This window comes from Priestia sp. KCTC 13724 (assembly GCF_056820425.1).
Window position 1 is genome coordinate 14,519 of record NZ_JBXDLD010000019.1, and the last position, 21,725, is coordinate 36,243.

21 protein-coding genes are annotated in these 21,725 nt (G+C 37.4%); 5 read left to right on the forward strand and 16 right to left on the reverse strand.

Features of this window, described 5'->3' with window-relative positions:
* Positions 1–19: 19 nt before the first annotated feature.
* Positions 20–952: a helix-turn-helix transcriptional regulator gene (locus AC1UFB_RS03085; RefSeq protein WP_328101189.1), complete on the reverse strand. Its 933-nt coding sequence runs from the start codon at positions 950–952 to the stop codon at positions 20–22.
* 100 nt (positions 953–1,052) lie between these two features.
* On the opposite strand from AC1UFB_RS03085, the gene AC1UFB_RS03090 reads away from it, so the two are divergent.
* Positions 1,053–1,592 (forward strand): dihydrofolate reductase family protein, encoded by a 540-nt coding sequence (locus tag AC1UFB_RS03090; protein ID WP_061785249.1) that lies wholly within the window; start codon positions 1,053–1,055, stop codon positions 1,590–1,592.
* A gap of 12 nt (positions 1,593–1,604) precedes the next feature.
* Here AC1UFB_RS03090 and AC1UFB_RS03095 read toward each other — a convergent pair whose 3' ends face one another.
* Positions 1,605–2,822, reverse strand: coding sequence for an MFS transporter (locus AC1UFB_RS03095; RefSeq protein WP_078989820.1), 1,218 nt, complete (start codon positions 2,820–2,822; stop codon positions 1,605–1,607).
* 178 nt (positions 2,823–3,000) lie between these two features.
* On the opposite strand from AC1UFB_RS03095, the gene AC1UFB_RS03100 reads away from it, so the two are divergent.
* The 4 genes from AC1UFB_RS03100 to AC1UFB_RS03115 all read left to right on the forward strand — a co-directional run bounded on the left by AC1UFB_RS03100 (position 3,001) and on the right by AC1UFB_RS03115 (position 7,893).
* Positions 3,001–3,777 (forward strand): 3-hydroxybutyrate dehydrogenase, encoded by a 777-nt coding sequence (locus AC1UFB_RS03100; RefSeq protein ID WP_025910483.1) that lies wholly within the window; start codon positions 3,001–3,003, stop codon positions 3,775–3,777.
* A 182-nt stretch (positions 3,778–3,959) separates the two neighbouring features.
* Positions 3,960–5,048 (forward strand): CdaR family transcriptional regulator, encoded by a 1,089-nt coding sequence (locus AC1UFB_RS03105; protein ID WP_328101190.1) that lies wholly within the window; start codon positions 3,960–3,962, stop codon positions 5,046–5,048.
* A 113-nt stretch (positions 5,049–5,161) separates the two neighbouring features.
* Positions 5,162–6,574, forward strand: coding sequence for a glycolate oxidase subunit GlcD (gene glcD, locus AC1UFB_RS03110; protein ID WP_328101191.1), 1,413 nt, complete (start codon positions 5,162–5,164; stop codon positions 6,572–6,574).
* Positions 6,571–7,893, forward strand: a complete 1,323-nt coding sequence (locus AC1UFB_RS03115; protein WP_025910487.1) for a (Fe-S)-binding protein — start codon at positions 6,571–6,573, stop codon at positions 7,891–7,893. Before glcD ends, AC1UFB_RS03115 begins: the two co-directional genes overlap by 4 nt.
* 64 nt (positions 7,894–7,957) lie before the next feature.
* On the opposite strand, the gene nadE is transcribed toward AC1UFB_RS03115, so the two are convergent.
* The 14 genes from nadE to AC1UFB_RS03185 form a co-directional block, all read right to left on the reverse strand.
* Positions 7,958–8,776 carry an ammonia-dependent NAD(+) synthetase gene (nadE, locus tag AC1UFB_RS03120; RefSeq protein WP_328101192.1) on the reverse strand — a complete coding sequence of 273 codons (819 nt, stop codon included), beginning with the start codon at positions 8,774–8,776 and terminating at the stop codon, positions 7,958–7,960.
* 25 nt (positions 8,777–8,801) lie between these two features.
* Positions 8,802–9,488, reverse strand: coding sequence for a nicotinate (nicotinamide) nucleotide adenylyltransferase (nadD, locus tag AC1UFB_RS03125; protein ID WP_076513184.1), 687 nt, complete (start codon positions 9,486–9,488; stop codon positions 8,802–8,804).
* A 15-nt stretch (positions 9,489–9,503) separates the two neighbouring features.
* On the reverse strand, positions 9,504–10,973 hold the full coding sequence (locus tag AC1UFB_RS03130) for a nicotinate phosphoribosyltransferase (protein WP_062686461.1): 1,470 nt from the start codon (positions 10,971–10,973) through the stop codon (positions 9,504–9,506).
* Positions 10,974–11,004: 31 nt separating this feature from the next.
* On the reverse strand, positions 11,005–11,553 hold the full coding sequence (locus tag AC1UFB_RS03135; protein ID WP_061785244.1) for a cysteine hydrolase family protein: 549 nt from the start codon (positions 11,551–11,553) through the stop codon (positions 11,005–11,007).
* Between the two features lie 48 nt (positions 11,554–11,601).
* On the reverse strand, positions 11,602–12,372 hold the full coding sequence (locus tag AC1UFB_RS03140) for an NUDIX hydrolase (RefSeq protein ID WP_061785243.1): 771 nt from the start codon (positions 12,370–12,372) through the stop codon (positions 11,602–11,604).
* Between the two features lie 146 nt (positions 12,373–12,518).
* Positions 12,519–12,911: a CDI toxin immunity protein gene (locus AC1UFB_RS03145; protein ID WP_025910496.1), complete on the reverse strand. Its 393-nt coding sequence runs from the start codon at positions 12,909–12,911 to the stop codon at positions 12,519–12,521.
* A gap of 201 nt (positions 12,912–13,112) precedes the next feature.
* Complete coding sequence (locus AC1UFB_RS03150; RefSeq protein WP_076513182.1) at positions 13,113–14,906, reverse strand: ABC transporter ATP-binding protein; 1,794 nt, start codon at positions 14,904–14,906, stop codon at positions 13,113–13,115.
* Between the two features lie 16 nt (positions 14,907–14,922).
* Entirely contained in the window at positions 14,923–16,104 is a 1,182-nt protein-coding gene (locus AC1UFB_RS03155; RefSeq protein WP_062686463.1) for a nucleotidyltransferase domain-containing protein, read from the reverse strand.
* Positions 16,101–16,568 (reverse strand): lasso peptide biosynthesis B2 protein, encoded by a 468-nt coding sequence (locus tag AC1UFB_RS03160; RefSeq protein WP_062686464.1) that lies wholly within the window; start codon positions 16,566–16,568, stop codon positions 16,101–16,103. The genes AC1UFB_RS03155 and AC1UFB_RS03160 overlap by 4 nt, the downstream gene beginning before the upstream one ends.
* A gap of 16 nt (positions 16,569–16,584) precedes the next feature.
* Entirely contained in the window at positions 16,585–16,890 is a 306-nt protein-coding gene (locus AC1UFB_RS03165) for a lasso peptide biosynthesis PqqD family chaperone (protein WP_076513181.1), read from the reverse strand.
* Positions 16,880–17,818 carry a phosphoenolpyruvate carboxykinase (ATP) gene (locus tag AC1UFB_RS03170; RefSeq protein WP_412760566.1) on the reverse strand — a complete coding sequence of 313 codons (939 nt, stop codon included), beginning with the start codon at positions 17,816–17,818 and terminating at the stop codon, positions 16,880–16,882. Before AC1UFB_RS03170 ends, AC1UFB_RS03165 begins: the two co-directional genes overlap by 11 nt.
* Positions 17,819–17,956: 138 nt before the next feature.
* The gene (locus tag AC1UFB_RS03175) at positions 17,957–18,082 is read right to left on the reverse strand and encodes a paeninodin family lasso peptide (RefSeq protein ID WP_062686466.1); all 126 of its coding nucleotides are present in this window, start codon (positions 18,080–18,082) and stop codon (positions 17,957–17,959) included.
* Between the two features lie 14 nt (positions 18,083–18,096).
* Positions 18,097–20,031, reverse strand: coding sequence for an asparagine synthase-related protein (locus tag AC1UFB_RS03180; protein WP_482588496.1), 1,935 nt, complete (start codon positions 20,029–20,031; stop codon positions 18,097–18,099).
* A gap of 135 nt (positions 20,032–20,166) precedes the next feature.
* Positions 20,167–21,723, reverse strand: coding sequence for a lipopolysaccharide biosynthesis protein (locus AC1UFB_RS03185; RefSeq protein WP_328101194.1), 1,557 nt, complete (start codon positions 21,721–21,723; stop codon positions 20,167–20,169).
* Positions 21,724–21,725: the final 2 nt, after the last annotated feature.

The following is a 21,725-nucleotide window of genomic DNA, read 5'->3' on the forward strand; positions in this document are numbered from 1 at the left end:
CGTTATTTTGCTTAGTCATTTATGTATACATATTTACAATTTCAGTTGCTTTCTTTTTTAATGACTCCCGTAATTCTTTTGGTTCAATTACTTCTGCATAACGTCCTAAATTCAGCAATATATTTGCCGTAAAATCAAGGTCATCTCGACCAATTACTGATTTTATTGTTCCCGTTCCATCGTTATTTATGGTTATATGAGGTCCTAAGCTAGGATTTGCACTTGCTAACCGCACGCCTTCTTTTGTTATTTCAATATGCAACAATAGAGCCTTTGTGGGAACACAGTCTTGAGCTAACCATTTCTTTAACGTTAGCGATTCCGTAAAATCTTCACCTAAGTTCTCTATTTTTTTTACCCTATCTGCACGAAAAAGCAGGATTTTTTCTTTTTTATAGCTATATGCCGGAAAGTACCATAGACCTTCATGCGCATAAATACCAATTGGTTTAACAATATGCCCCTTTATCCCTTTTTTACTTTCATACTGAATCACTACTTTTTTATGCTTCATTGCTGATAGCAATAAGTCTTTTAAAAGGGGGGCTTCCTCTGAACGATTTGGCGTTAAAAATACAACAAAATCTTTTATCTGTTCTAGCTGATTTCTTACATCTGCAGGTAAATGAGTATAAAACTTTGTTTTTACCCTCTGAGTATCTACTTGAAACGGGATTGTAGGATAATGAGTGATCATTTCAAGTAAAAAATACATCATTTTTCCTTCTTCCTCAGAAAAGAATAAAGGAGGCAATACGCGATTGTTCAAAACACGATAGCCGCCATATTTTCCTTTTTCAGCATATAAAGGAACCCCTAGCTCCTGTAAATCCAATAAGTAGCGCTGAACAGTACGCACAGACATATCAAACTCTTCTGCAACTTCTCTAGCAGTAAAATAGCGCTTCGCATTAATATAAAACATCAGTTCAAATAACTTTTTTGTTTTCATAATATTCACCTATCTATGACAGTTTTTGACGCATTTAAATGTTATTATCATACACGAAGCGGGTAAAATATAATAGCGATTTGCTAAGGAGGAACATGGCATGACAAGAAAAGTAATTTTATATATTGCAACTACAATTGATGGATTTATTGCACGTGAAAACGGAAAAATTGATTGGCTAGTGGAGAATGAAACAAACGAAGATTATGGATATAATGAATTTGATGAAAGCATTGATACCGTATTTATGGGTCGCCACACGTACGAACAAGTATTAACGTTCGGCGAGTTTCCTTATAAGGGAAAGGAAGTATTTGTAGTGACAACAAAAAAGGGCGGCAAATCTGAAGATGTAACGTTCATCTCACCTACAGAAGTTCACGACAAAGTCACCGAATTAAAGAAGCTGGAAGGGAAAAACATCTTTCTTGTAGGGGGCGGGTCACTAAATGCACTGTTTTTAAATGAAAACTTAATTGATGAGTATTGGATCTTTCAAAAGCCTATATTGCTAGGAAGTGGCATTCCTCTCTTTCAAGGAAACGTAGCTGACACGCCACTTTCGTTAATTGATTCAAAAATTTATCCTTCTGGATTTGTTTTTCTTAAATTTGTGAATGATAAGAAGCCGACAGCATAATGCTGACGGCTTTTATAATTCGTTATTCATCTCTTTTACTTGCTTGTCACTTGGCAATAACCACGTTAGAATTCCAATTAGAGGAAGGATACTACAAAACAGCATAATAAATTTTAGGCTATATATATCCGCTAACTTTCCAAATATAACGGCTCCCAGCGCTCCCATCCCGAACGCCAAGCCCACGATAAGCCCTGAAACAAGGCCGATTTTTCCAGGTAATAATTCTTGAGCGTAAACTACCGTAACGCTGAAACTAGATTGAAGAATAAAACCAATAATCACTAACAACAGGGCTGCTGCACCAAGCATTACGTGCGGTAGCATAAGTGCAAATGGTGCTGACCCAAGCATGGATACCAACAAAACGTTTCGTTTTCCGAAACGATCTGCTAAAGGTCCCCCAAAAAAAGTGCCAAAGACTCCTGCAATCATAAATAAAAAGACATAGATTTGTGCATGTTTTATTGTGACTCCGTATGCTTCAATTAAATAAAATTGGAAGTAATTCAAAATCCCAGCTCCATACCACGAACGAGCAAAAACTAAAAAAATTAATAAAGCAACAGCGAATACTAATTTGCTTGTCACTTTCATTTCATTTACTGATCGCTTTTTTTGCAACTGTTTTCGAACAATCAGCTCTTGCTTGTACCACGTTGATACATAGTAAAGAGTTACAATACCAACCGCTGCCAAGAGTGTAAACCACATTGCACCAAACTGACCTAAGCTAATAAAGATAAAAGCAGTAAATAAAGGCGCCATCGACTGCCCCGTATTACCTCCTACTTGATAGATTGACTGAGCTAACCCCCTTTTCTGTCCAGCAGCCATATAGGCAACACGTGACCCTTCCGGATGAAAAATGGCTGATCCTAATCCAATAAACAGCACGGACGCTAGAACAAAATAAAAGTTAGGTGCTAGCGCTAAGCCAATAATGCCGACTAAACTTAAACACATTGCAATTGGTAATAAAAATGGGAGTGGCCGCTTATCTGCGAAGATACCAAATACCGGCTGCATGATAGAGGATGTCATATTCAGCGCAAATGCAATCCAACCAATTTGCGTATAATTTAAATTCATTGATTGCTCTAGAATGGGAAAAAGCGCTGGAACAACTGATTGCATGCAGTCGTTTAAAAAGTGACCTAAGCTGATAGCAAATAAAATACGATAAATAGTTTGTTCTTGTTTCGTTTGTAACTTTACTGCTGCTTGCATATAAAACCTTCTTTCTATTACCTTCTCGTTCCTGTATAAACTTTCTATGAACTTGTATTATATTCTTCAACCAAAGAAAATTTCCTTTTTTGAAAAGCAATTATATTTATATCAACCTACTATTTTGATAAAATGGAAAAGTAAGCGTTTTATATAAAGCGTGTGGGAGGAATGAACAATGGTTAAAAATAAAGTTGTATTAATTACAGGGGCTGCTCAAGGAATTGGCTTTCAAATCGGCGAGCGTTTTGCTGAACATGATGCAAAGGTTGTCTTGACTGATTTAAATGAAGAAGGTGTTAAAAAAGCAGAGCAAGAACTCTCTTCAAAGGGATATGACGTCTACGGTGTAAAAGCAGACGTCACAAATGAAGATGATATTAAATCGATGATTAACGCTGCTTCTGCAAAATACGGAAAAGTTGACGTATTAATTAACAATGCGGGCATGCAGTTTGTCTCCCCACTCGAAGAGTTTCCAACTGAAAAATTTGAACTTTTATTAAAGATTATGCTGACTGCACCTTTTGTTGCTACAAAGCACGTCTTTCCTCTTATGAAGCAGCAAAAATTTGGTCGCATTATCAATATGGCATCCATAAATGGCTTGATTGGCTTTGCAGGAAAAGCAGCTTATAACAGTGCAAAACACGGAGTCATCGGCTTAACAAAAGTAGCGGCGCTAGAAGGTGCTGAACATGGAGTAACCGTTAACGCTATTTGCCCTGGCTACGTAGATACGCCTCTTGTCCGTAACCAATTACAAGACTTAGCTCGTACGAGAAACGTTGAGCTCGAGAAAGTACTTGAAGAAGTAATTTATCCACTCGTCCCTCAGAAACGTTTATTAGATGTAAGTGAAATTGCCGATTACGCCCTCTTTCTAGCAAGTGATGCAGCAAAAGGCGTGACCGGTCAAGCTGTCGTTATTGACGGGGGATATACGGCTCAATGAAAACAAGAGAGGGCTCTTTTAGCCCCCTCTTGTTTTCAAGATTATGAGAAAGGTGAAGTATTCTTGTTAGAATCCAGACGACTTACTTCCTTATCTTTCTATTTAAAGCCTATGCTTTTCACTACTAGCTCTTCACTCCCACTATGCTACACTAGTGATAGAAACAGAACGGGGGAACATGTATGATGATAGCATCTTTAGCAGATAGCATCATTTCAGAAATCAATCATCTAATTCATGAAGATTTAATTGTAGCCGATACGTCTGGCATGATCATCGCCAGCACGGATAAAAACCGAGTAAATACATTTCATGAAGGAGCTCTCATTTGCACGCAAAAAAAGCAAAAGTTCATTATTACTCAAGAAAATCAAGCTCCTTTAAAAGGCGTCAAAGCGGGAATTAATCTTCCAATCCTTTTTCAAAATCAAATTGCTGGTGTAATTGGTATTACCGGTAACCCAGAACGCGTATCCGCTTACGCCGAAATTTTAAAAAGAATGACTGAACTAATGATGAATGAACGCTACTATTCCGAGCAGCTTGAATGGCAAGCGCGAGCACTTGAAGCGTTTGTATTCGATTGGGTCCAAAAATCCGATTGGAGTGAAGAATTTATCCACCAAGCGGAATTGATTGGTATCGATCTTTCAATTGAACGACAAGTTTTAATCGGTCACTGTTCAGACGTAATGAATAACAAAATGTTAAAAGATCTTATGGAGAACTTTAGTCAGGACAACAAAGATGTGTTTGTTCGCTGGGGAAACGACCGCTTTATTATTTTACAAGCTGACCAAAAGACAAAGGAACGTACGCTTCACTTTGCTAAGCAAATTAGCCGCCATTTCAAAACTCGATATCAAGTAAACGCTTCAATTGGAATTGGACAACCTGCTTCTCCTAGAATGGTTCATCAATCTTTTCACGAAGCGGAACGAGCTTTGAGTACTGCAAAAAAATCCGGAGCTATTATATTTGATGATGACCTTCGTCTTGAAATGTTGTTAAAAGATATAAAAAAAGAAACAAAGGTTGAATTTATTCGCAGAACCGTTTCCCAGGTTATGAATGATCAAGAATTAATAAAAACTGTTAAAACGTTTTTAAGGCAAAATCAATCCTTCAAAGCTACGGCAGATGCACTGCACATTCATATCAACACGCTACACTATCGAATAAAGCGAGTCGAAGAATTAACTGGACTAAACCTTCGCCATACCGAGGACTTGCTCATTTTTCACCTCGCTTTTTTGTTTTTAGATGAATAACCAACGATACCGCATAAATAACTGCTACACTTTAGAGGATTAACCATAGTTAATCCTTCTTCTATTTCTTATTATAAAAGTAAGAATTCGTTTACTTAAAAGGAGCTATAACCATGATACCTATTGAACTCAAGAAATCCTTTGAAGACATTGTCGGCGCCCATAATTATGATGACTCAAAAGCCGGTCGATTCGTTTACTCCTACGATGCTACACCTCAATTCCAATCACTGCCTGATGCCGTTATTGCGCCCAATAACACTGAAGAAGTAGCAGCTATTGTAAAACTATGTAATGAATATAAAATTCCGATTGTACCTAGAGGGTCGGGCACAAACTTATGCGCAGGAACCTGTCCAACTGAAGGTGGTATCGTTCTTTTGTTTAAACATCTAAATCAAGTGTTAGAAATTGATGAAGAAAACCTAACTGCTACAGTTGAACCAGGCGTCATTACCTTAGATTTCATCCACCAAGTAGAAGAAAGAGGTCTGTTTTATCCTCCAGATCCGAGCTCGATGAAAATTTCTACAATCGGGGGAAATATCAACGAAAACTCAGGGGGGCTTCGCGGTCTTAAATATGGCGTTACGCGCGACTATGTGTTAGGGCTTGAGGTTGTACTCGCAAATGGAGACGTGATTAAGACGGGAGGAAAGCTCGCAAAAGACGTAGCTGGCTACGATTTAACACGCTTGTTTGTCGGTTCTGAAGGAACTCTTGGAATCATTACAAAAGCAATCTTAAAACTAATACCAATGCCTGAATCAAAAATGACGATGCTTGCTCTTTATCAAGACCTTGAAGCCGCAGCAAAATCGGTGTCAACGATTATTGCGAATAAAATTATTCCGACTACGCTTGAATTTTTAGATCAACCAACATTAAAAGTCGTAGAGGATTTTGCTAAAATTGGGCTTCCTACAGATGTAAAAGCTGTTTTATTAATTGAACAAGATGGACCAATTGACATTGTGAAGCGAGACATGCTGAAGATGGCTGCCATTTGTGAAAGAGAGCATGCTGTATCGGTAAAGGTAGCTGATTCAGAAAAAGAAGCTGATGATCTTCGCACAGCAAGAAGGTCTGCCCTATCAGCTTTAGCGCGTTTAAAGCCAACGACTATTTTAGAAGACGCAACGGTTCCAAGATCTGAAATTGCAAAGATGGTTGTGGCCACTAATGAAATTGCTAAAAAATATAACTTAACAGTTTGTACATTCGGTCATGCTGGAGACGGTAACCTTCATCCAACATGTTTAACAGATGTACGAAACCATGAAGAAATTGAGCGTGTTGAAAAGGCCTTTGAAGAGATATTTATTAAAGCGATTGAGCTCGGAGGCACAATTACAGGTGAACACGGAGTTGGCGTCATGAAAGCTCCTTATCTTGAGCTTAAAGTGGGCAAAGAAGGAATTGCTGCAATGCAAGCCATTAAGAGTTCCCTAGATCCAAATAACATTCTCAACCCAGGGAAAGTTTTTGCTAAAGATTCCCGAAAACGAGTGGTGATTACAACATGACAACAGTTAAAGAACGTGAGAAAATCCAAAAGCAATTTAAAGAACAAATGAATGAAGATGAACTATTAAACTGCATGCGCTGTGGTTTTTGCTTACCAACCTGCCCTACTTATATTGAATCAGGCTTTCAAGAATCGCATTCTCCAAGAGGAAGAATTGCGCTCATGAAAGCCGTAGTTGACGGTGTTATTGAGCCTGATGAAGAGGTAGAAAAATCGTTAAACATGTGCCTTGGCTGTAGAGCCTGTGAGCCTGTATGTCCTTCTGGAGTCAACTATGGACATTTACTTGAAGAAGCAAGAGATATTATCAATCAAAATAAAAAGCACTCTATTCCTGTAAAAACGATTCGAAAAGTGGTATTTGAAGGCCTGTTTCCTCATCAAAACCGCATGCAAAACGCGACAGGGTTACTTAGCTTTTATCAGCGTTCTGGCCTTCAACGAATTGTTCGCTCTACCGGAATACTAAAGCTTCTTCCAGACAACCTAGCGTTAATGGAAACAGTATTACCAACTGTTCCTCCTTTAAAGGAAATGAAAAATCGACCTACCCATTTGCTTTCAAAAGTTGAAACAAAAAAACGAGTGGCCTTTTTTTCTGGTTGCTTGATGGATACCATGTTTATGAAAACAAATGATGCTACAATGAAGCTACTTCAGCTTGCGGGTTGTGAAATTGTGATTCCTAAAAATCAAGCTTGCTGCGGGGCTTTACATGGTCACAGTGGTGAAAAAGACGGAGCGAAACAGCTTGCGAAGCGCAATATTCAAGCCTTTGAAGATTTAAAAATAGATTATATTATCACAAATGCAGGAGGCTGTGGTGCTTTTTTAATCGATTATGATCACCTGTTAAAAGATGATGTTAACTGGGCTGAGCGCGCTCAAGCGTTCTCTAAAAAGCTGAAGGATATAAGCAGTATTCTTGTCGATCTTGAATTTTTCAACATGAAACTTTCACTGCCTCAACAAGTGATTACGTATCAAGATTCTTGTCACTTGCGCAACGTCATGAAAACATCAAGTGAACCTAGAAAGCTTTTAAAAGCCATTGCTAACGTAGAATATAGGGAAATGAAAAATGCAGATAGCTGCTGCGGATCAGCTGGTATCTATAACATCGTTGAATCTGAAATGTCCATGCAAATCCTCGATACAAAAATGAAAAATGCTGTGGCTACACAAGCTACAACGATTGTGACAGCTAATCCAGGCTGCCTTCTTCAAATGAAGTTAGGAATTGAAAGGGAAGGATTATCCTCGAAAGTAAGAGCTGTTCATCTCGTGGATTTATTACTTGAAGCCGTGCAAGAATAACCCTAAAAAAGGAGCTCTACAACTAGAGCTCCTTTTGCTATTTCTGTTATTTCTGTTATTTCTGTTATTTCCACCACGTATCAAACATAGTTGCCGGAAGCTGGCGCTTATGCTCAGTCATTCGATAGCGCTTCTCAATCTTTTCAGCTACTTCTGGCGTCACTTCTTTTCCTTCTAAATAATCATCCAGCTCATCATATTTAATGCCTAATTCCGTTTCGTCTGCTTGGCCTGGCTTGTTATCCAATAAGTCTGCAGTTGGAACCTTTTCATATAAGCGCTTATCTGCACCTAGTTCTTTTAGTAATTCTTTTCCTTGGCGCTTTGTTAATCCAGATAACGGTAGGACGTCTGCTCCACCGTCTCCATACTTCGTGAAAAATCCTGTGACTGCTTCAGCAGCATGATCTGTACCTATTACCAATAGTCCATGTTCCCCGCCAATTGCGTACTGCGCAATCATACGAACACGTGCTTTCACATTTCCTTTATGAAAGTCTCCCAATTCATGACCGACTGCTTCATTAAAAGTTTGAGAAAATGACGTAACTGTTTTTTCAATGTTAAATGTAATCGTTTCATCAGGCTTAATAAAATCCAATGACGCTTGCGCATCGTCTTCGTCTTTTTGAACTCCATACGGCAAACGAACCGCGATGAATTTTGCTTCATAACCTTCTTTACGAAGTTCTTCAACTGCAAGCTGAGCAAGCCTTCCTGCTAAGCTTGAGTCTTGACCTCCACTAATCCCTAACACAAGTCCCTTCGCGTGAGCTGTTTTTACATATGTTTTTAAAAAATCAACGCGTTTACGAACCTCTTCTGATGAAGTGATTGTTGGAGAAACGTTTAACTCTTTCATAATTTGCTGTTGAATTGTCATAATAAGCTCCTTTCAATTTCTCACTTTATCTTTTATATAAATGATGATTCTTAATATAGTCATAGCATGCGTCTGGTAGTAAATAGCGAGGTTCTCCACCTCTGGCGAATTCCTCTCTGATATAAGTAGAGCTAATTTCCATAGCTAATCCTTTATCTAAGAGCTGAAAGCGACCATCATCATAATTTCGTAAAAGTGGTGAGCGGCTAATTGCTTGTAACATGTCAATGCCATTTCGAGCCATGACAATAAACTGATTTTCGCTGACAAGTTCTTCTGACATTTTCCATTTACCATCCGCAATATCAACCAGTAAGTCTGCACCCATGATGAAATAGAGATTTGCTTTTGGCAAAAGCTTTTTGAAATAATCCATTGTGTAGTATGTGTAATGATAACCTGGCAATACATTTAATTCATGAGTATCTAATAAAAATTTAGGATTAGTTGAAATAGCTTTTTGAATCATGGCAACGCGATGTTCATCGGTTATTTGCAAGCGTTTATCTGTACGTTTATTAGAAGATGGAAGAAAGATAATATAATCTAGCTTTTTACGATGAGCTACGGTTGATGCGGTCCACAAGTGCACATTAGTAATTGGATCAAAGGATGAACCGTATATTCCAATCTTTATTCCCGGTGAAGTAAGCTGATTGAGTTGCTTCGTATCATTTAACTGTTTCAGTTCGTTCCACTTATTTTCTTCCATCTTCAGTATCCCCTTTTACGCTTGATTTAATTTGGATGAGACTTTTTTACGCACTTCATTTATTTGACGTGCTTTGTTTTCCCAGCATTTCTCACTTAAATCAACTGGGTATTCCTCTGGATTTCGCGTTCGTTTATACTCATCCCAAAGCAACCCTAAGTTATCTTCTGCATACTGTTGGATCGTCTGTAAGTTTGGCGTTTGATACACAAGCTCTCCACTTTTGTATATATCTTGATGAAGTTCTTTTGCTTCAAAGTTTGTCACAAATTTACTAATAAATGTATGCACTGGGTGGAACATTTTTAATCGTTCTTCACTTTGTGGATCTTCACCTTCAAGGGTAATGTAGTCACCTTCTGATTTGCCGTTCAGCTTATTGATGATACGATATACGCGCTTTAAGCCTGGTGTACTTACTTTTTCAGGGTTAGCGCTAATTTTAATTGTATCAACCATCTCACCGTTTTCTCCTTCAATAGATACGAGCTTGTATACAGCACCTAATGCAGGTTGGTCATATGCCGTAATAAGCTTTGTGCCAACACCCCACATATCGATTTGAGCACCTTGAGACTTCAAGTGCATAATAGTGTCTTCATCGAGATCATTTGAAGCCACAATTTTTGTATCAACAAATCCCGCTTCATCTAAAAGCTGACGTGCTTTTTTAGAAAGATATGTTAAATCTCCGCTATCTAATCGAATCGCTCGAAAGTTTATTTTATCTCCTAATTCTTTTGCAACTTTAATAGCATTTGGCACGCCTGATTTTAAGGTATCATACGTATCAACTAAGAATACGCAGTCTTTATGGCGGCGCGCGTATTTGTGAAACGCTACGTACTCATCTTTATAAGCTTGAACCATTGAGTGAGCATGGGTTCCTGCTACTGGGATACCAAATTTTTTCCCAGCTCTCACGTTTGATGTTGCCTGAAATCCACCGATATATGCCGCTCTTGTTCCCCAGATTGCTGCATCCATTTCCTGAGCGCGGCGAGTACCGAATTCCATTGCTACTTGATCTCCAACTACATGCTTAATGCGAGAAGCTTTTGTAGCAATTAGCGTTTGGTAATTAACAATGTTTAAAATAGCCGTTTCAACAAGCTGGGCTTCAATTAACGGGGCTTCAATTCGTAAAATGGGCTCATTTTGAAACACAAGCTCCCCTTCTACCATTGAACGAATATTTCCTGTAAAGCGTAGCTCTTTTAAAAAGTCTAAGTAGTCTTCTTTAAACCCTACTTCTTCACGTAAATACGTAATGTCTGATTCTGAAAAACGAAAGCTTTCAATATAGTTTATAATGCGTTCTAATCCCGCAAATACTGCATAGCCGTTTCCAAATGGAAGCTTGCGAAAGAACACCTCAAACACTGATTTTTTGTTATGAATACCATCTTCCCAATACGTTTCACCCATATTAATTTGATACAAATCCGTATGCAGCATAACGCTATCATCTTTATACACAGTCATTCTATTTTCCTCCAAATAATCAATCCACAACTTATTTAATAACCGTTGCGTTTAATGAATTCTTAAAATGAGTTAACGCCCATTCATGCCCTACTTGGTTAAAACTTGCAACCGCTTTTTCATACACGGTGATACTAAATCCTTTATTATACGCGTCTACAGCAGTATGCAAAACGCAAATATCGGTGCATACGCCTACTAGATGTACCTCAGTAATTCCTCTTTCCCGAAGCTTCATTTCCAAATTTGTGCCTGCAAAAGCACTGTATCTTGTTTTATCCATCCAGTAAGTGTTTTGGTTTTCTTTGTACGTATCATATACCTCTTGTAACGTACCGTATAAACTTCTTCCCTTTGTACCTTTAATATTATGTGGCGGATATAGTTTGGTTTCAGGATGGTATTGATCCTTTTCTTCGTGCAAATCAATTGCAAACACCACATAGTCACCGTTATCGATAAATTGCTTAGTTAAGCTAACTATTTCTGATTCAATTTGCTGTCCAGGCTCTCCACAAGTTAAAGCTCCTTTATCGTCTACAAAATCATTCGTGTAATCGATGTTTAAAAGTGCTTTCATTACTTTTCCCCCTTATCATTAATTAACAATAAACAAATTGTTTATTAATTAATATCTAGCTGTGTAGATAGATGTAGCAAAATCTGCATCAATAAACCGATATAGCTTTGTTGGCTTTTTAGATGTTCTAGTCGTTGTTTGTCCTTCTACTTCTTCAATAAAAGGCAGCATTCGAATCTTACGCGCAAATGCTTGATCACTCCTAATTGCCGGATTATCCGTAATTGTAAGCAATACAGCCTGAAGCTCGGAATACGTAAACATTTTAGGTAAAAATTTTTGTGCAACCGTCGTCTGAAGGAGATCTTTTTTAATTTCAGCAATTCCATCTTGAATAATTTGAGCATGATCAAATGCCAGTGGTAGTGAAAAAACTTCTTCTAAATCAAAAAGTTCAACGTTTGCTGCATCATCATTTGCTTGTCTTTTAGCTAACATTTCTTCTGGTACAATGGCATAGTGAGCATTTGAAATAACCCATCCCCGTGCGTCTCTCCCAGGTTTATCATAGACTCCATACTGCTTCATATGAATACCAGCTACACCTGTTTCTTCTTCTAGTTCACGCTTAGCTGCTTCATAAGCGGATTCAGCAGGGTGCACAAATCCACCTGGAAGCGCCCATTTGCCTGCTTCTATATTTTGTTCACCTTCAGCATTTAAAATTGCTCGTTGAATCAACATTAGTTTTAGCACCATTTTTGGTGGCTTATATGCTTCTTTTTCAGTAGCTACAATCGTAAACACAGCAATATCTGCCGTATATCCGTATGGCTTTGGATATTCTTTTTTTACATTTTTTTGATCATGATTTAACATTGCTCTATCTCCTGATTAGTTTTATAATTAACAATTTGATTAATGTTAATTATACGTACTTTTTTTATAATGTCAACAAAAAGAAGTGAATTTATGCTTGGATAAAAAAAGCACCGTCGTATAGGACGACGATGCTTCTTTATTCGTTATCTTGCAGCTAATCCGACAGTAAAGCATTTGTCTTTCACCCACTCAATGACATACTCAATTGTTGGACAATAGATAAACAAATGACAATCTTGCAGTTTTGTCACCACTGTTAAAGCTTCTTTCAAATTCACTCGCACAGCCGGAATACGATAATCTTTTGAAAATAAAATAACGTGTTCATCATAAATTTTCATTGTTTGTAGCCATTGAATAACCTGCTGAACCTGCTGACATTTTTCTTTAATTAGCACTCGTTTCCAATCAATGGTATTCGTTTTTGTAAAGGGGAATTGCCCCACTAATTTTTCAAAATAAATGCTCGACTGTTTACTTGTCAAAACATCGACTCTATTTCCTAATTCTTCAATTAATTTTTTAAATGGTTTCATTGTATACCTCCATCCACTCATCTTACTCTGTCTGAAAACCGACATTTTCAGAAAATATCTAAATTTAACTGTTCCATAAATTCCACAGATTCACTTTGATGAGATAGAATGATATTTATGGAATTTTTTTATTTAAAGTAGATATATGGACCTAAAACAAAACCATTTAAAAAGAAACCTTCTCTACACCATTAAAGTTCGCTATTCCATTACTTTCATTTGCTTTTCCAACAGTCTGTTAAACAACAACCCTTTGTCAGCCGCTAGACTTTTAAACTCTCCCTGCTGAATAACTTGTCCTTCTTGAAGTACAAGTACTTGATCGGCGTTGCGAATTGTAGATAATCGATGAGCAATTACAACAATAGTCATTCTGCCTTTTAAACTATCTAAAGCCCGCTGAATTTTATACTCATTTTCCGTATCTAACGCACTGGTGGCCTCATCTAACACAAGAATTTTTGGTTTTTTTAAAATAGCTCTTGCTAGCACTAAACGCTGTCGTTCACCACCAGACAGCTTTATTCCTCTGTCTCCTATTAACGTATCTAAACCGCTTGGTAGATTTTCTACGAAATCAGCAGCTAAGGAAAACTGAAGAGCTTCCCACATTCTTTCTTCTGTAGCGTTAGGATCTACTAATAATAAGTTCTCTCTAATGCTCGCATTAAATAAAACTGGATCTTGCGGCACATAGCTAATCAACTGTCGAAATGCCATTATGTTAGTAGCACTTAAAGGAACACCATCTATAAATACGGCTCCTTTTTGAGGTTGATTTAACCCCATTATAATATCAATCAATGTACTTTTCCCAGCACCCGAGCTTCCTACTAGCGCCGTCATTTGATGAACTGGAATGACAAGATTGATATTTTGTAATGCGTAGGCTTCTCCGTCTTCGTTGTAACGAAAATGGATATTTCGACAAGCGATTTCTCGTTTAAATACGAGCTGAGTACTTTGCGACTGTCTATTACCGTACTCTTGCGCTTCTCTACATTCCTCCTGTAAAAGTTTAATCGCTTCAAAAGATGGAAACGACTTCGCAATTTGTTCTAACTCCCCTTGTATACCCGCTACCTTTGGCCAAAGCCTTGAAAAAATTAAAATAATGAGCATTAGCTGGCTTGCTTGGGCCTGGAACAACTTAATCGCAACAAAGATAAAGAGAGCAATAAAAATGGAGGAAGCTACTTTATAGTAAAATTGAGACGTCATCTTCATCTTTGTATATTCCAGCTGCTCACTTTGCATTTGTTTCGTAATAGATGAGTGCCATTCTACCCTCGAAGCTTCTAATGTATTGCTCTTGATATCTTTAATACCATTAATTTGATCAGTCAACCCTGCTACGTAGTCTCTGCCCAATGTGAAATTTCGCTTTCCTAATGACAATGACTTTCTCAAAAAGGTTCGATTGAAAAAGAGCAAAATCGCACCGCATAATAATACAAATAGCGTAATAACAGGTGAGAGCAATAAAGCTAACATAATTTGAATACACGTAAACACTAAAGAAGTCATAAACTGCAAAAGTGCGTGAGTGCCTCCACTGACTCTAGCCACTTCCGTTTGTAATAAATGAATAAGATCTGATTTTCTTTTTCTTAAAAAAAAGCTCCAATTAGCATGTAGAACGCTCTCATATGTTTGCAGGCGCATCTGTCGAAAAAAACCCTGCTGTATCATCGCATTTTTAATAGAGACATGCCTGTACAAAAAGTACTGAACAAAAGCAATCAATACGAATACTACTAAAATAAGCGAAAGACTAAGCTGATTCGGTACATATGTAAACAACTCAAAGAATTTCATCCCCGATTCATTTACCTTACTAAAATCAACGATTCCACTCATAGTGAGCATTGGAACTAACAATAAAATAGCTACTCCTTCAAGTAAACTAATGGCTACCATAGCCAATAAATTTAAATAAAGAGCCTTTCCAGCATATGAGTGAATTTGTTTCAAGAAATAAAAAACATAATTCATAAATCGACTACACCTCCTAGGAAAATACTTGCTTCCTAGTTTTGCGCCATGCCCATAATACAGGTCGCAAAGGAAAATAGAAAAAATGTAAATAGCTTGGTAAAGGGAGCGTTTCAGCATCCTCTGGATAAGGATATAAAAAGCTAAGCAAGAACCATGCTTTTTGTTGAGTTGACATCAGCGAAAACAAATGACGAGAGTGATAAGCGGAAATGTCTTCGGCTAAAGGCTCCGTATGAAGATTAATCATTTGTTCTAAATAATAAAAGGCTCCTTGTGCTAAGCGTTTTGCCTTTTTTGTTATAAAAAACTTGTGTGCTCCTTCGGGGATGGACGACTGAAAACATGCTTTTACTAGCAAAAGCGCCTGCCCACCGACATGGTAATTAGAATGTTTTTTAAACAGATTATATACCAGCTTCCATTCTATATCCTGATTTAAAATTTGATGAATATCTGCTAACCAGCGCAGTCTTGACCAGCCGTGCCGAGCTCCATGAGAGATTAAAAACACAGTTAGATCTTCTTGTCCTAAAAAATACACAGGCGAACTTGTTACGGTGCTTAGCCTTTTGCGACTCCATAATTCTTTAAACTGTGGCTCACTGCTCGGGCCTGGATTTAACCGCCAATGAATCTCAAGCTTAATGCGCTTTATAGGATGAAAGTAGGTTACGTGATGATGTCTCCACTTCCAGTCACCCAAGACCGTTTGGATATAATCATCTTTTTCATATCCAAGACTAACAAGCAGCTCTTCAGCTTTCTGTAGATGCTCTATTGAAATTAAAAAATCTAAGTCACTCGATGTCCGAAGCGATAAATTCTGATAAAGATGTTCTGCGATAACAGGACCTTTTAAGAACAAAGTTGGAATATTCTCACCTAAGAATAAGGTACTGACTGCTTCCATTTCACCACTTAAATAAAGCATTTTAATCGTATTATGCTCATATTGTGCTTTTAGTTTTTCTGAAACTGCTTTTGGGATTTTTAATTTCTTATTTTCATTGAGCTTTACATGCAGCAAAGGGTATACCCGATGATGCATTGCTAACTTAAAAAAATGATTCCAATCGATTGACCGTGTATAATTAACCCAAGATTCTTCACTTTGATCGTCGTGCTGGTTCCTTAACAACTCTAAAATAAGCTTAAGTTCCTGCGGAATATTTGTTAATGGTAACGTCTGGTTCATCCTGTTCTCCTTTTCGTGGGATGCTTTGCAAACTTTGCAATGACGGTATAGCGCTCTTTTCCTTCAACACCTGATACATAAAAGCTCCCACTTCGTAACCACGCGTGAGCTACTAGCTGGTGATCCTCATCTTTAGCCGTTCCTAAATAAAGTGTGCTTTCAATATTTCTTTTTTCCAGCATCTTCATCCCAGCTAGCGCTTTAACCAAGCATTGACTTTCCCAAAAAGTGTAGCCGCTCATTGCGTAAAGCGCGTCTGAAACGTTTTGAAGCGTTTGTTTATGAGCTGCCTCTGTTTCAAAAGAAGTTTCATTCATCTGTAAATGAAGCGATGATGCCACTTTTTCAAATGACTTTTCTTTCATCAAGCGTGCCCATGCTAAATACACAAAAGCTTCAATAAATAAACGCTTTTTTTGACGCTCCAATTCTATAAATCGCCTGCACCTACTCCAAATTTTCATGATGGCCCCCTGCTAGTTATTTATTAGGTGCGTCTTGGATTAAAAGTAAGCCTTCAGCTTTTAGAGAGGTTAAAAAGTGAATGACCTGCTGCTCACAAACGTCTTTTTCGACTTCATACTTTTCTGTTAAGCGTAAGATTAGGTTGCTCACTGTCATCGGTTGCTTTAATTCTTCCCAAATATCACCACCAACTTCACCTAGATTGTAATATTTGCTGTTTTGAATGCTTAGCATAACTTTCTCTCCACCCATATCACTTACAATCTGTCCTTTTGCTTGTGCAACAAGTTGGCTTTTTTCAATCACTTGGCTATTTATCATTTTTCTTCTCTCCTTCATGAATTTTATGTAGAATACTTTCTACTAACTCACTTGCTGTAAAGCGATTAATAGGTCGTTTTAGCTGATACATACCGATTTGGTTAGCGACGGATACTGTGGTTTGAAAATGCCAATCATACAGATTAAACGATTCCATTAAAAAACGACGATACGTATGATTAAACAGCATTTGGAGCTTTTCTATACCCGCTACTTCGTTTATTTCTATTTCCTCTTGATTGCTTTTTACCAACTCTACTACGCCTGCTAGCGGAACTGGACAATTAGCAAACTGAGAAGTAACTGGAATCGAAAACTTTGTTTCACGCTGGACAATCGGGCGATATATGGTAGCGTTCATACCAAAATGACTTAAGCTTTCTTGCCATAGCTTTTGCTGTGGATAAGCAGGAATCACAACTGGCTGGTTATTCTGCAAAGGCAGGGCAATCACATCATCTGTTAGCAGCTCGTATCCTTTTTGTAAAAAAGCTGACGCTAGCGTAGATTTACCCGCGCCTGATTTCCCAACAATTCCGTACGCTTTTCCATTAATAACAACTGCACTTCCGTGTAAAGGCAGGGTTTTTCGCTGCAATAATAGTGCACCCATGCAAGAACCAAGCACATACAGCCTTATTTGATCTTCATTTGAGTTTTTCATAGGACATATGCTAATCTCATTTCCATTTTTTACATCAAAAATGGCTACATCAGGGACTTTAAAAAAGAATCGATTTGCTTCAACATGAAAATATTGATCTTCACGGCATGTTTGATTCCATAAAAGCTCCAACTCTTTTATTTGCACGGTTACTTCCTCTTCGCTTTTTCCTAAATCGACCGCTATCAGTTCCGGGATCTTCATTTCACTAGCAATTAATAATCCAAACGCTTGATACCTTACTTTTGTTTGAATATCTAACAATCATCACGCCTCCTCTATTTAAAAACACTTTTGTTCATTATAAAGAACAACCAGTGAAAAAGATACGTTCATTAGTTGAAAGATACCCTTATACTGATAAAGTGCGTACAAGGGCAGTCCATCAATTAAATCATCTATTTAGCTATGGTGAATCACTTCATCAACATCAGGCTGCACTGCATCCGGTGTTTTAATTCCAGGCCCTGCCATCGTCATTTTAACTTCTACTACCTCTAATACTGGTAATTCCCACTGTTTTTTCATTCGTTCACCCCCTTTCAATTCATTTTTTTCATAAACCGATAAAAAATTAGGCTACGCATAAGCAATCGAAAGCGAAGGTCGAAAATCAATTCAGGCTTCGAGATAGTACCAATCGTCTTTTTAGCTTCTTTTAAAGAAGCCATATCAAGATAACAAGCCATTTGTTCATCAGAAATTAAAGCTTCAACTTCCTGTAGAAAACTTGGCCATGCTTGAACCATACGTAAAGTCCCGTCAGCGCCTTGCACACCTTTCACCTTTTGATTCATACGAATGTTATCCGGAAGCATCCCTTTTGTAGCTCTTCTAATCAGCGATCTGTCAACTCCATCTTGTACGTATTGAGATTCTGGGACGGATAAGCAAAAACGAATCACGCGCAAATCGTTGGTCGGATCTCGATTCCACACACCATACCGTACAGATAGTTTAGAGCCATATGTACCAGTAATATTCCAATAATAAGGGTGTTCAAATTGTTTCTCTTTCACTTCATATACGCTGGTTATAGCATTTCCTGTTAAATCAATTTGGTGCTTCTTCAGCTTTTTATATACGTCTTGCTTTCGAGCAAAGTTGGGATTAACCATTTGTGGAAATTGACTTTCTTGCTTTCCGTACGACGACAAATGTAGTAGTGGAAAAGCTTTTCTACGGACAAAATGAAAAACCCTTGAGCGAGTAACGCCGATGTTTTGACTATACAGTTTCATCTCGTGAGACAGCTTTTTCAAAGATAACTTCTTCAAAAGAGATGCCTGGTAGTCAAGCGCATGCCCCCAAGAAATTGTCCAGTTTCCTCTTTGACCATTTAACAAAATACCTATATTCTGTCGCGCAGCTTCCTCATAAATTCCTTTAAGCCAAAACGTGTTCTCAAAAAATTTGTAGGGCATTTCTAATAAGTCAATCCAATCATCGATTTCCGTAAATGGATTTCGCTCTTTAAAATCTAGATAAGTATCTTCTATATTCCCTAAATATTGGACAGTTGATTTTATAAATTTTTTCTCATTAGCTATTCTATATTTTGGCGTCCAATCAACGAAATCTTGAATAGGTACATAGCTAAAGGTGCGAAGTTTTTCCTCTCGATTTCGTAAAGCTTTCGCAGCGAAGCTAACAACTGACCCTGAATCCAATCCCCCGCTTAAATGTGCACCAATTGCTTTATGCGTACGAATTCTTGAGCTAATAGCTACTTGAAAAACTTCTTTAAATGCTTCTTCATATTCCTCGTTTGTTTTCAATAGCAAGTCTTGTTGCTGAATAAATGCATAGCGTGTTAGCGTTACGCGTCCGCTTTTGACGATGATTTGATAACCAGGAGACAGCTGCTTGATCTGTTCGTATACCGTTGAAGATGTATCAACTGACTCAAAGTTCCACGGAATTGTTAAGAATTCTGCTATCCACTCTTCATTTCTTTTTGACCTCACGAATGGCAGATGTAACAGCGGGCGAACAAGGGTAGAAAATGCGAATGTTTCGTAACCATGATGATAATAAAGTGTACGAGCTCCTGAGAAGTCTCTTGCCCCAAACAACTGGTTTTCGCTTTCATCCCAAATCATAAAAGCAAAGTCACCAATTAAATAACTTGGACAGCTACTATTCCAGCGCTCATATGCAAGTAAGATTAGCTCCGTATCAGAAATGTCTCCCCAAGCGTTTTTATCAACACCTAGCTTTAAAAAAAGCTTTTCACGATTGTCAATGATAGCATCCGCTGTGATAACAAGCTTTTTCTCTAAATTATAAAATGGGATAGGTTGAGAAATAGATTCAGGCGTAATCCATTGATTATGACAACCCAAAAACAAACCTTTTTGACGCCAAACCTGAATATCATCGGCTGGGTATGATTGAAATGAACGCATTACCCGGTTTATTTCTTCGGTTGATACTTCTCTTGAATTAAAATGGTATATACCAGCAATTGCACTCACTTCTCTACTCCCCACTTTTCTATTCTTAATAAAGAACACATAATTAAAAAATATATCTCATTTTTGTTCTTTATAAAGAACTTTACTATACTTCTTTCTTCATTGCAACACTGTTTCTTCCAGTTTTGTCGTCAATTATTGACCTCTACTAAAACCTTTTTGGAAAGAAAAACGAGAACGACTAGCCGCTAAGCTGTTTACTACTAACTTCTTAAAATAAGAAAACTCCGGTGTACGATGAAAAAGTGCCCAATAGAAACCATTAATAATAACTAAATTAAGCACACAATTGGATAAAAACAACAGAATACTATCTGAACCTTTAAGACTAGACGTCACCAAATGCGTTACGAACAAAGGAATTAAAGCAAGTAGTAAATACTTAAAATAGAGCTGGAAGTATTGGCGTAAAGGCTTATGAAATACATATTTATATACCATTTTTGGTTTAACCCAAAAGATAACCGCTATGTTGCTGATGAGCGTTCCTAAAAAAATACCTGATAAACCCATCATTTTTACCAGCACAAGTGACGCAACGATATTCACAGCACCTTCAATTAAAGGAGCATATCGATCTTGATAAAATATTCCACCCGCTTCTTTAAATCGATCTACCGACCCTCGCATTAAAAAAATATACAAATTTACTAATATGAGGCCAATCGTTAGTGAGTCTAATAGCTGTTCTTCATTAAGCCATATCAAAATAAACGAATTAATCGTATTCCACAGTGAAATAACCATATATGACACCAACCAAAAGCTTATAAAAAATAAACGTTGATGAACGACAAACGCATTTTCTCGATTATTTTCTGTGAGCAGCTGGCCGATGCTTGCTGTTATACCTGATAAGCCGTTTAGTATGGTAGCTTGAAACGCACTAATAATCATATAGTAATTATTAAACACCCCTACTACTCCTAGGTTAATATAGTAAGCCATGATGATATTATCTGTACTAAACACCAAGATACCGCCAATTTTATGAAAGAACATGGCTTTCATATTCTTCGTTAACTCTCTTTTTTCTGAAGGTTCTATTTCTCCCTTTACCTCAAATACCCAAGCAAACTTTTTATGAATTAAGCGATTTAATATATAATAAAAGAGAAGGTTAATAACGAGCTGAATAATCAAGAAAGCATATAAGCTTGGATATAGTTTTAATAACACAAACTGTAAAGCAAAGGTCCCCAGCTTAGCTAAGGTCATGCTCACAGCTATTCGATATTCTTCTTGTGCTACAATGAGCAAACTAAATTTATATGAAAAAAAATAGGTGATAACGCTATTCGCTAAAAATAAAAGAAAGTATATTCTTGCGTCCATTATATTCAAATTTCCTTTTATAAACAGCGGTAAAAACGGCAGCATACATATACCTACGCCCAATATAATTGCACCAATTATTTTATAAAATTTAGCATAATAATTAAGGTATCCTTTAATCTTGATTGTATTTATTTCAGCAAATGGTTGATATAAAGCATATACAATTGCACTACCAATACCTAATTCTAGAATTGATAGCATCCCAATCATGCTAGTATATAGCGCAGTAAGCCCTAGTAGTTCGTTACCTAAAGCATCAATAAAAGCTTTTCTCACTATAAAGGCGGGAAATAATAGTAGAATAAAAGATAATACGTTCATCACCGCATTTAAGGTTGCTTTTTGTACTCTCATTT

Bases quoted from the DNA above. Each gene is read 5' to 3' on its own strand.
- AC1UFB_RS03135 (WP_061785244.1), bottom strand. From the start codon at position 11,553: ATGAAAGCACTTTTAAACATCGATTACACGAATGATTTTGTAGACGAT.
- AC1UFB_RS03155 (WP_062686463.1), bottom strand. From the start codon at position 16,104: ATGAACCAGACGTTACCATTAACAAATATTCCGCAGGAACTTAAGCTT.
- AC1UFB_RS03175 (WP_062686466.1), bottom strand. From the start codon at position 18,082: ATGAAAAAACAGTGGGAATTACCAGTATTAGAGGTAGTAGAAGTTAAA.
- AC1UFB_RS03185 (WP_328101194.1), bottom strand. From the start codon at position 21,723: ATGAGAGTACAAAAAGCAACCTTAAATGCGGTGATGAACGTATTATCT.
- AC1UFB_RS03130 (WP_062686461.1), bottom strand. From the start codon at position 10,973: ATGACTGTGTATAAAGATGATAGCGTTATGCTGCATACGGATTTGTAT.
- AC1UFB_RS03165 (WP_076513181.1), bottom strand. From the start codon at position 16,890: ATGATAAATAGCCAAGTGATTGAAAAAAGCCAACTTGTTGCACAAGCA.
- AC1UFB_RS03100 (WP_025910483.1), top strand. From the start codon at position 3,001: ATGGTTAAAAATAAAGTTGTATTAATTACAGGGGCTGCTCAAGGAATT.
- AC1UFB_RS03085 (WP_328101189.1), bottom strand. From the start codon at position 952: ATGAAAACAAAAAAGTTATTTGAACTGATGTTTTATATTAATGCGAAG.
- AC1UFB_RS03140 (WP_061785243.1), bottom strand. From the start codon at position 12,372: ATGTTAAATCATGATCAAAAAAATGTAAAAAAAGAATATCCAAAGCCA.
- nadE (WP_328101192.1), bottom strand. From the start codon at position 8,776: ATGACAATTCAACAGCAAATTATGAAAGAGTTAAACGTTTCTCCAACA.
- glcD (WP_328101191.1), top strand. From the start codon at position 5,162: ATGATACCTATTGAACTCAAGAAATCCTTTGAAGACATTGTCGGCGCC.
- AC1UFB_RS03150 (WP_076513182.1), bottom strand. From the start codon at position 14,906: ATGAATTATGTTTTTTATTTCTTGAAACAAATTCACTCATATGCTGGA.
- AC1UFB_RS03105 (WP_328101190.1), top strand. From the start codon at position 3,960: ATGATGATAGCATCTTTAGCAGATAGCATCATTTCAGAAATCAATCAT.
- nadD (WP_076513184.1), bottom strand. From the start codon at position 9,488: ATGGAAGAAAATAAGTGGAACGAACTGAAACAGTTAAATGATACGAAG.
- AC1UFB_RS03160 (WP_062686464.1), bottom strand. From the start codon at position 16,568: ATGAAAATTTGGAGTAGGTGCAGGCGATTTATAGAATTGGAGCGTCAA.
- AC1UFB_RS03095 (WP_078989820.1), bottom strand. From the start codon at position 2,822: ATGCAAGCAGCAGTAAAGTTACAAACGAAACAAGAACAAACTATTTAT.
- AC1UFB_RS03090 (WP_061785249.1), top strand. From the start codon at position 1,053: ATGACAAGAAAAGTAATTTTATATATTGCAACTACAATTGATGGATTT.
- AC1UFB_RS03145 (WP_025910496.1), bottom strand. From the start codon at position 12,911: ATGAAACCATTTAAAAAATTAATTGAAGAATTAGGAAATAGAGTCGAT.
- AC1UFB_RS03115 (WP_025910487.1), top strand. From the start codon at position 6,571: ATGACAACAGTTAAAGAACGTGAGAAAATCCAAAAGCAATTTAAAGAA.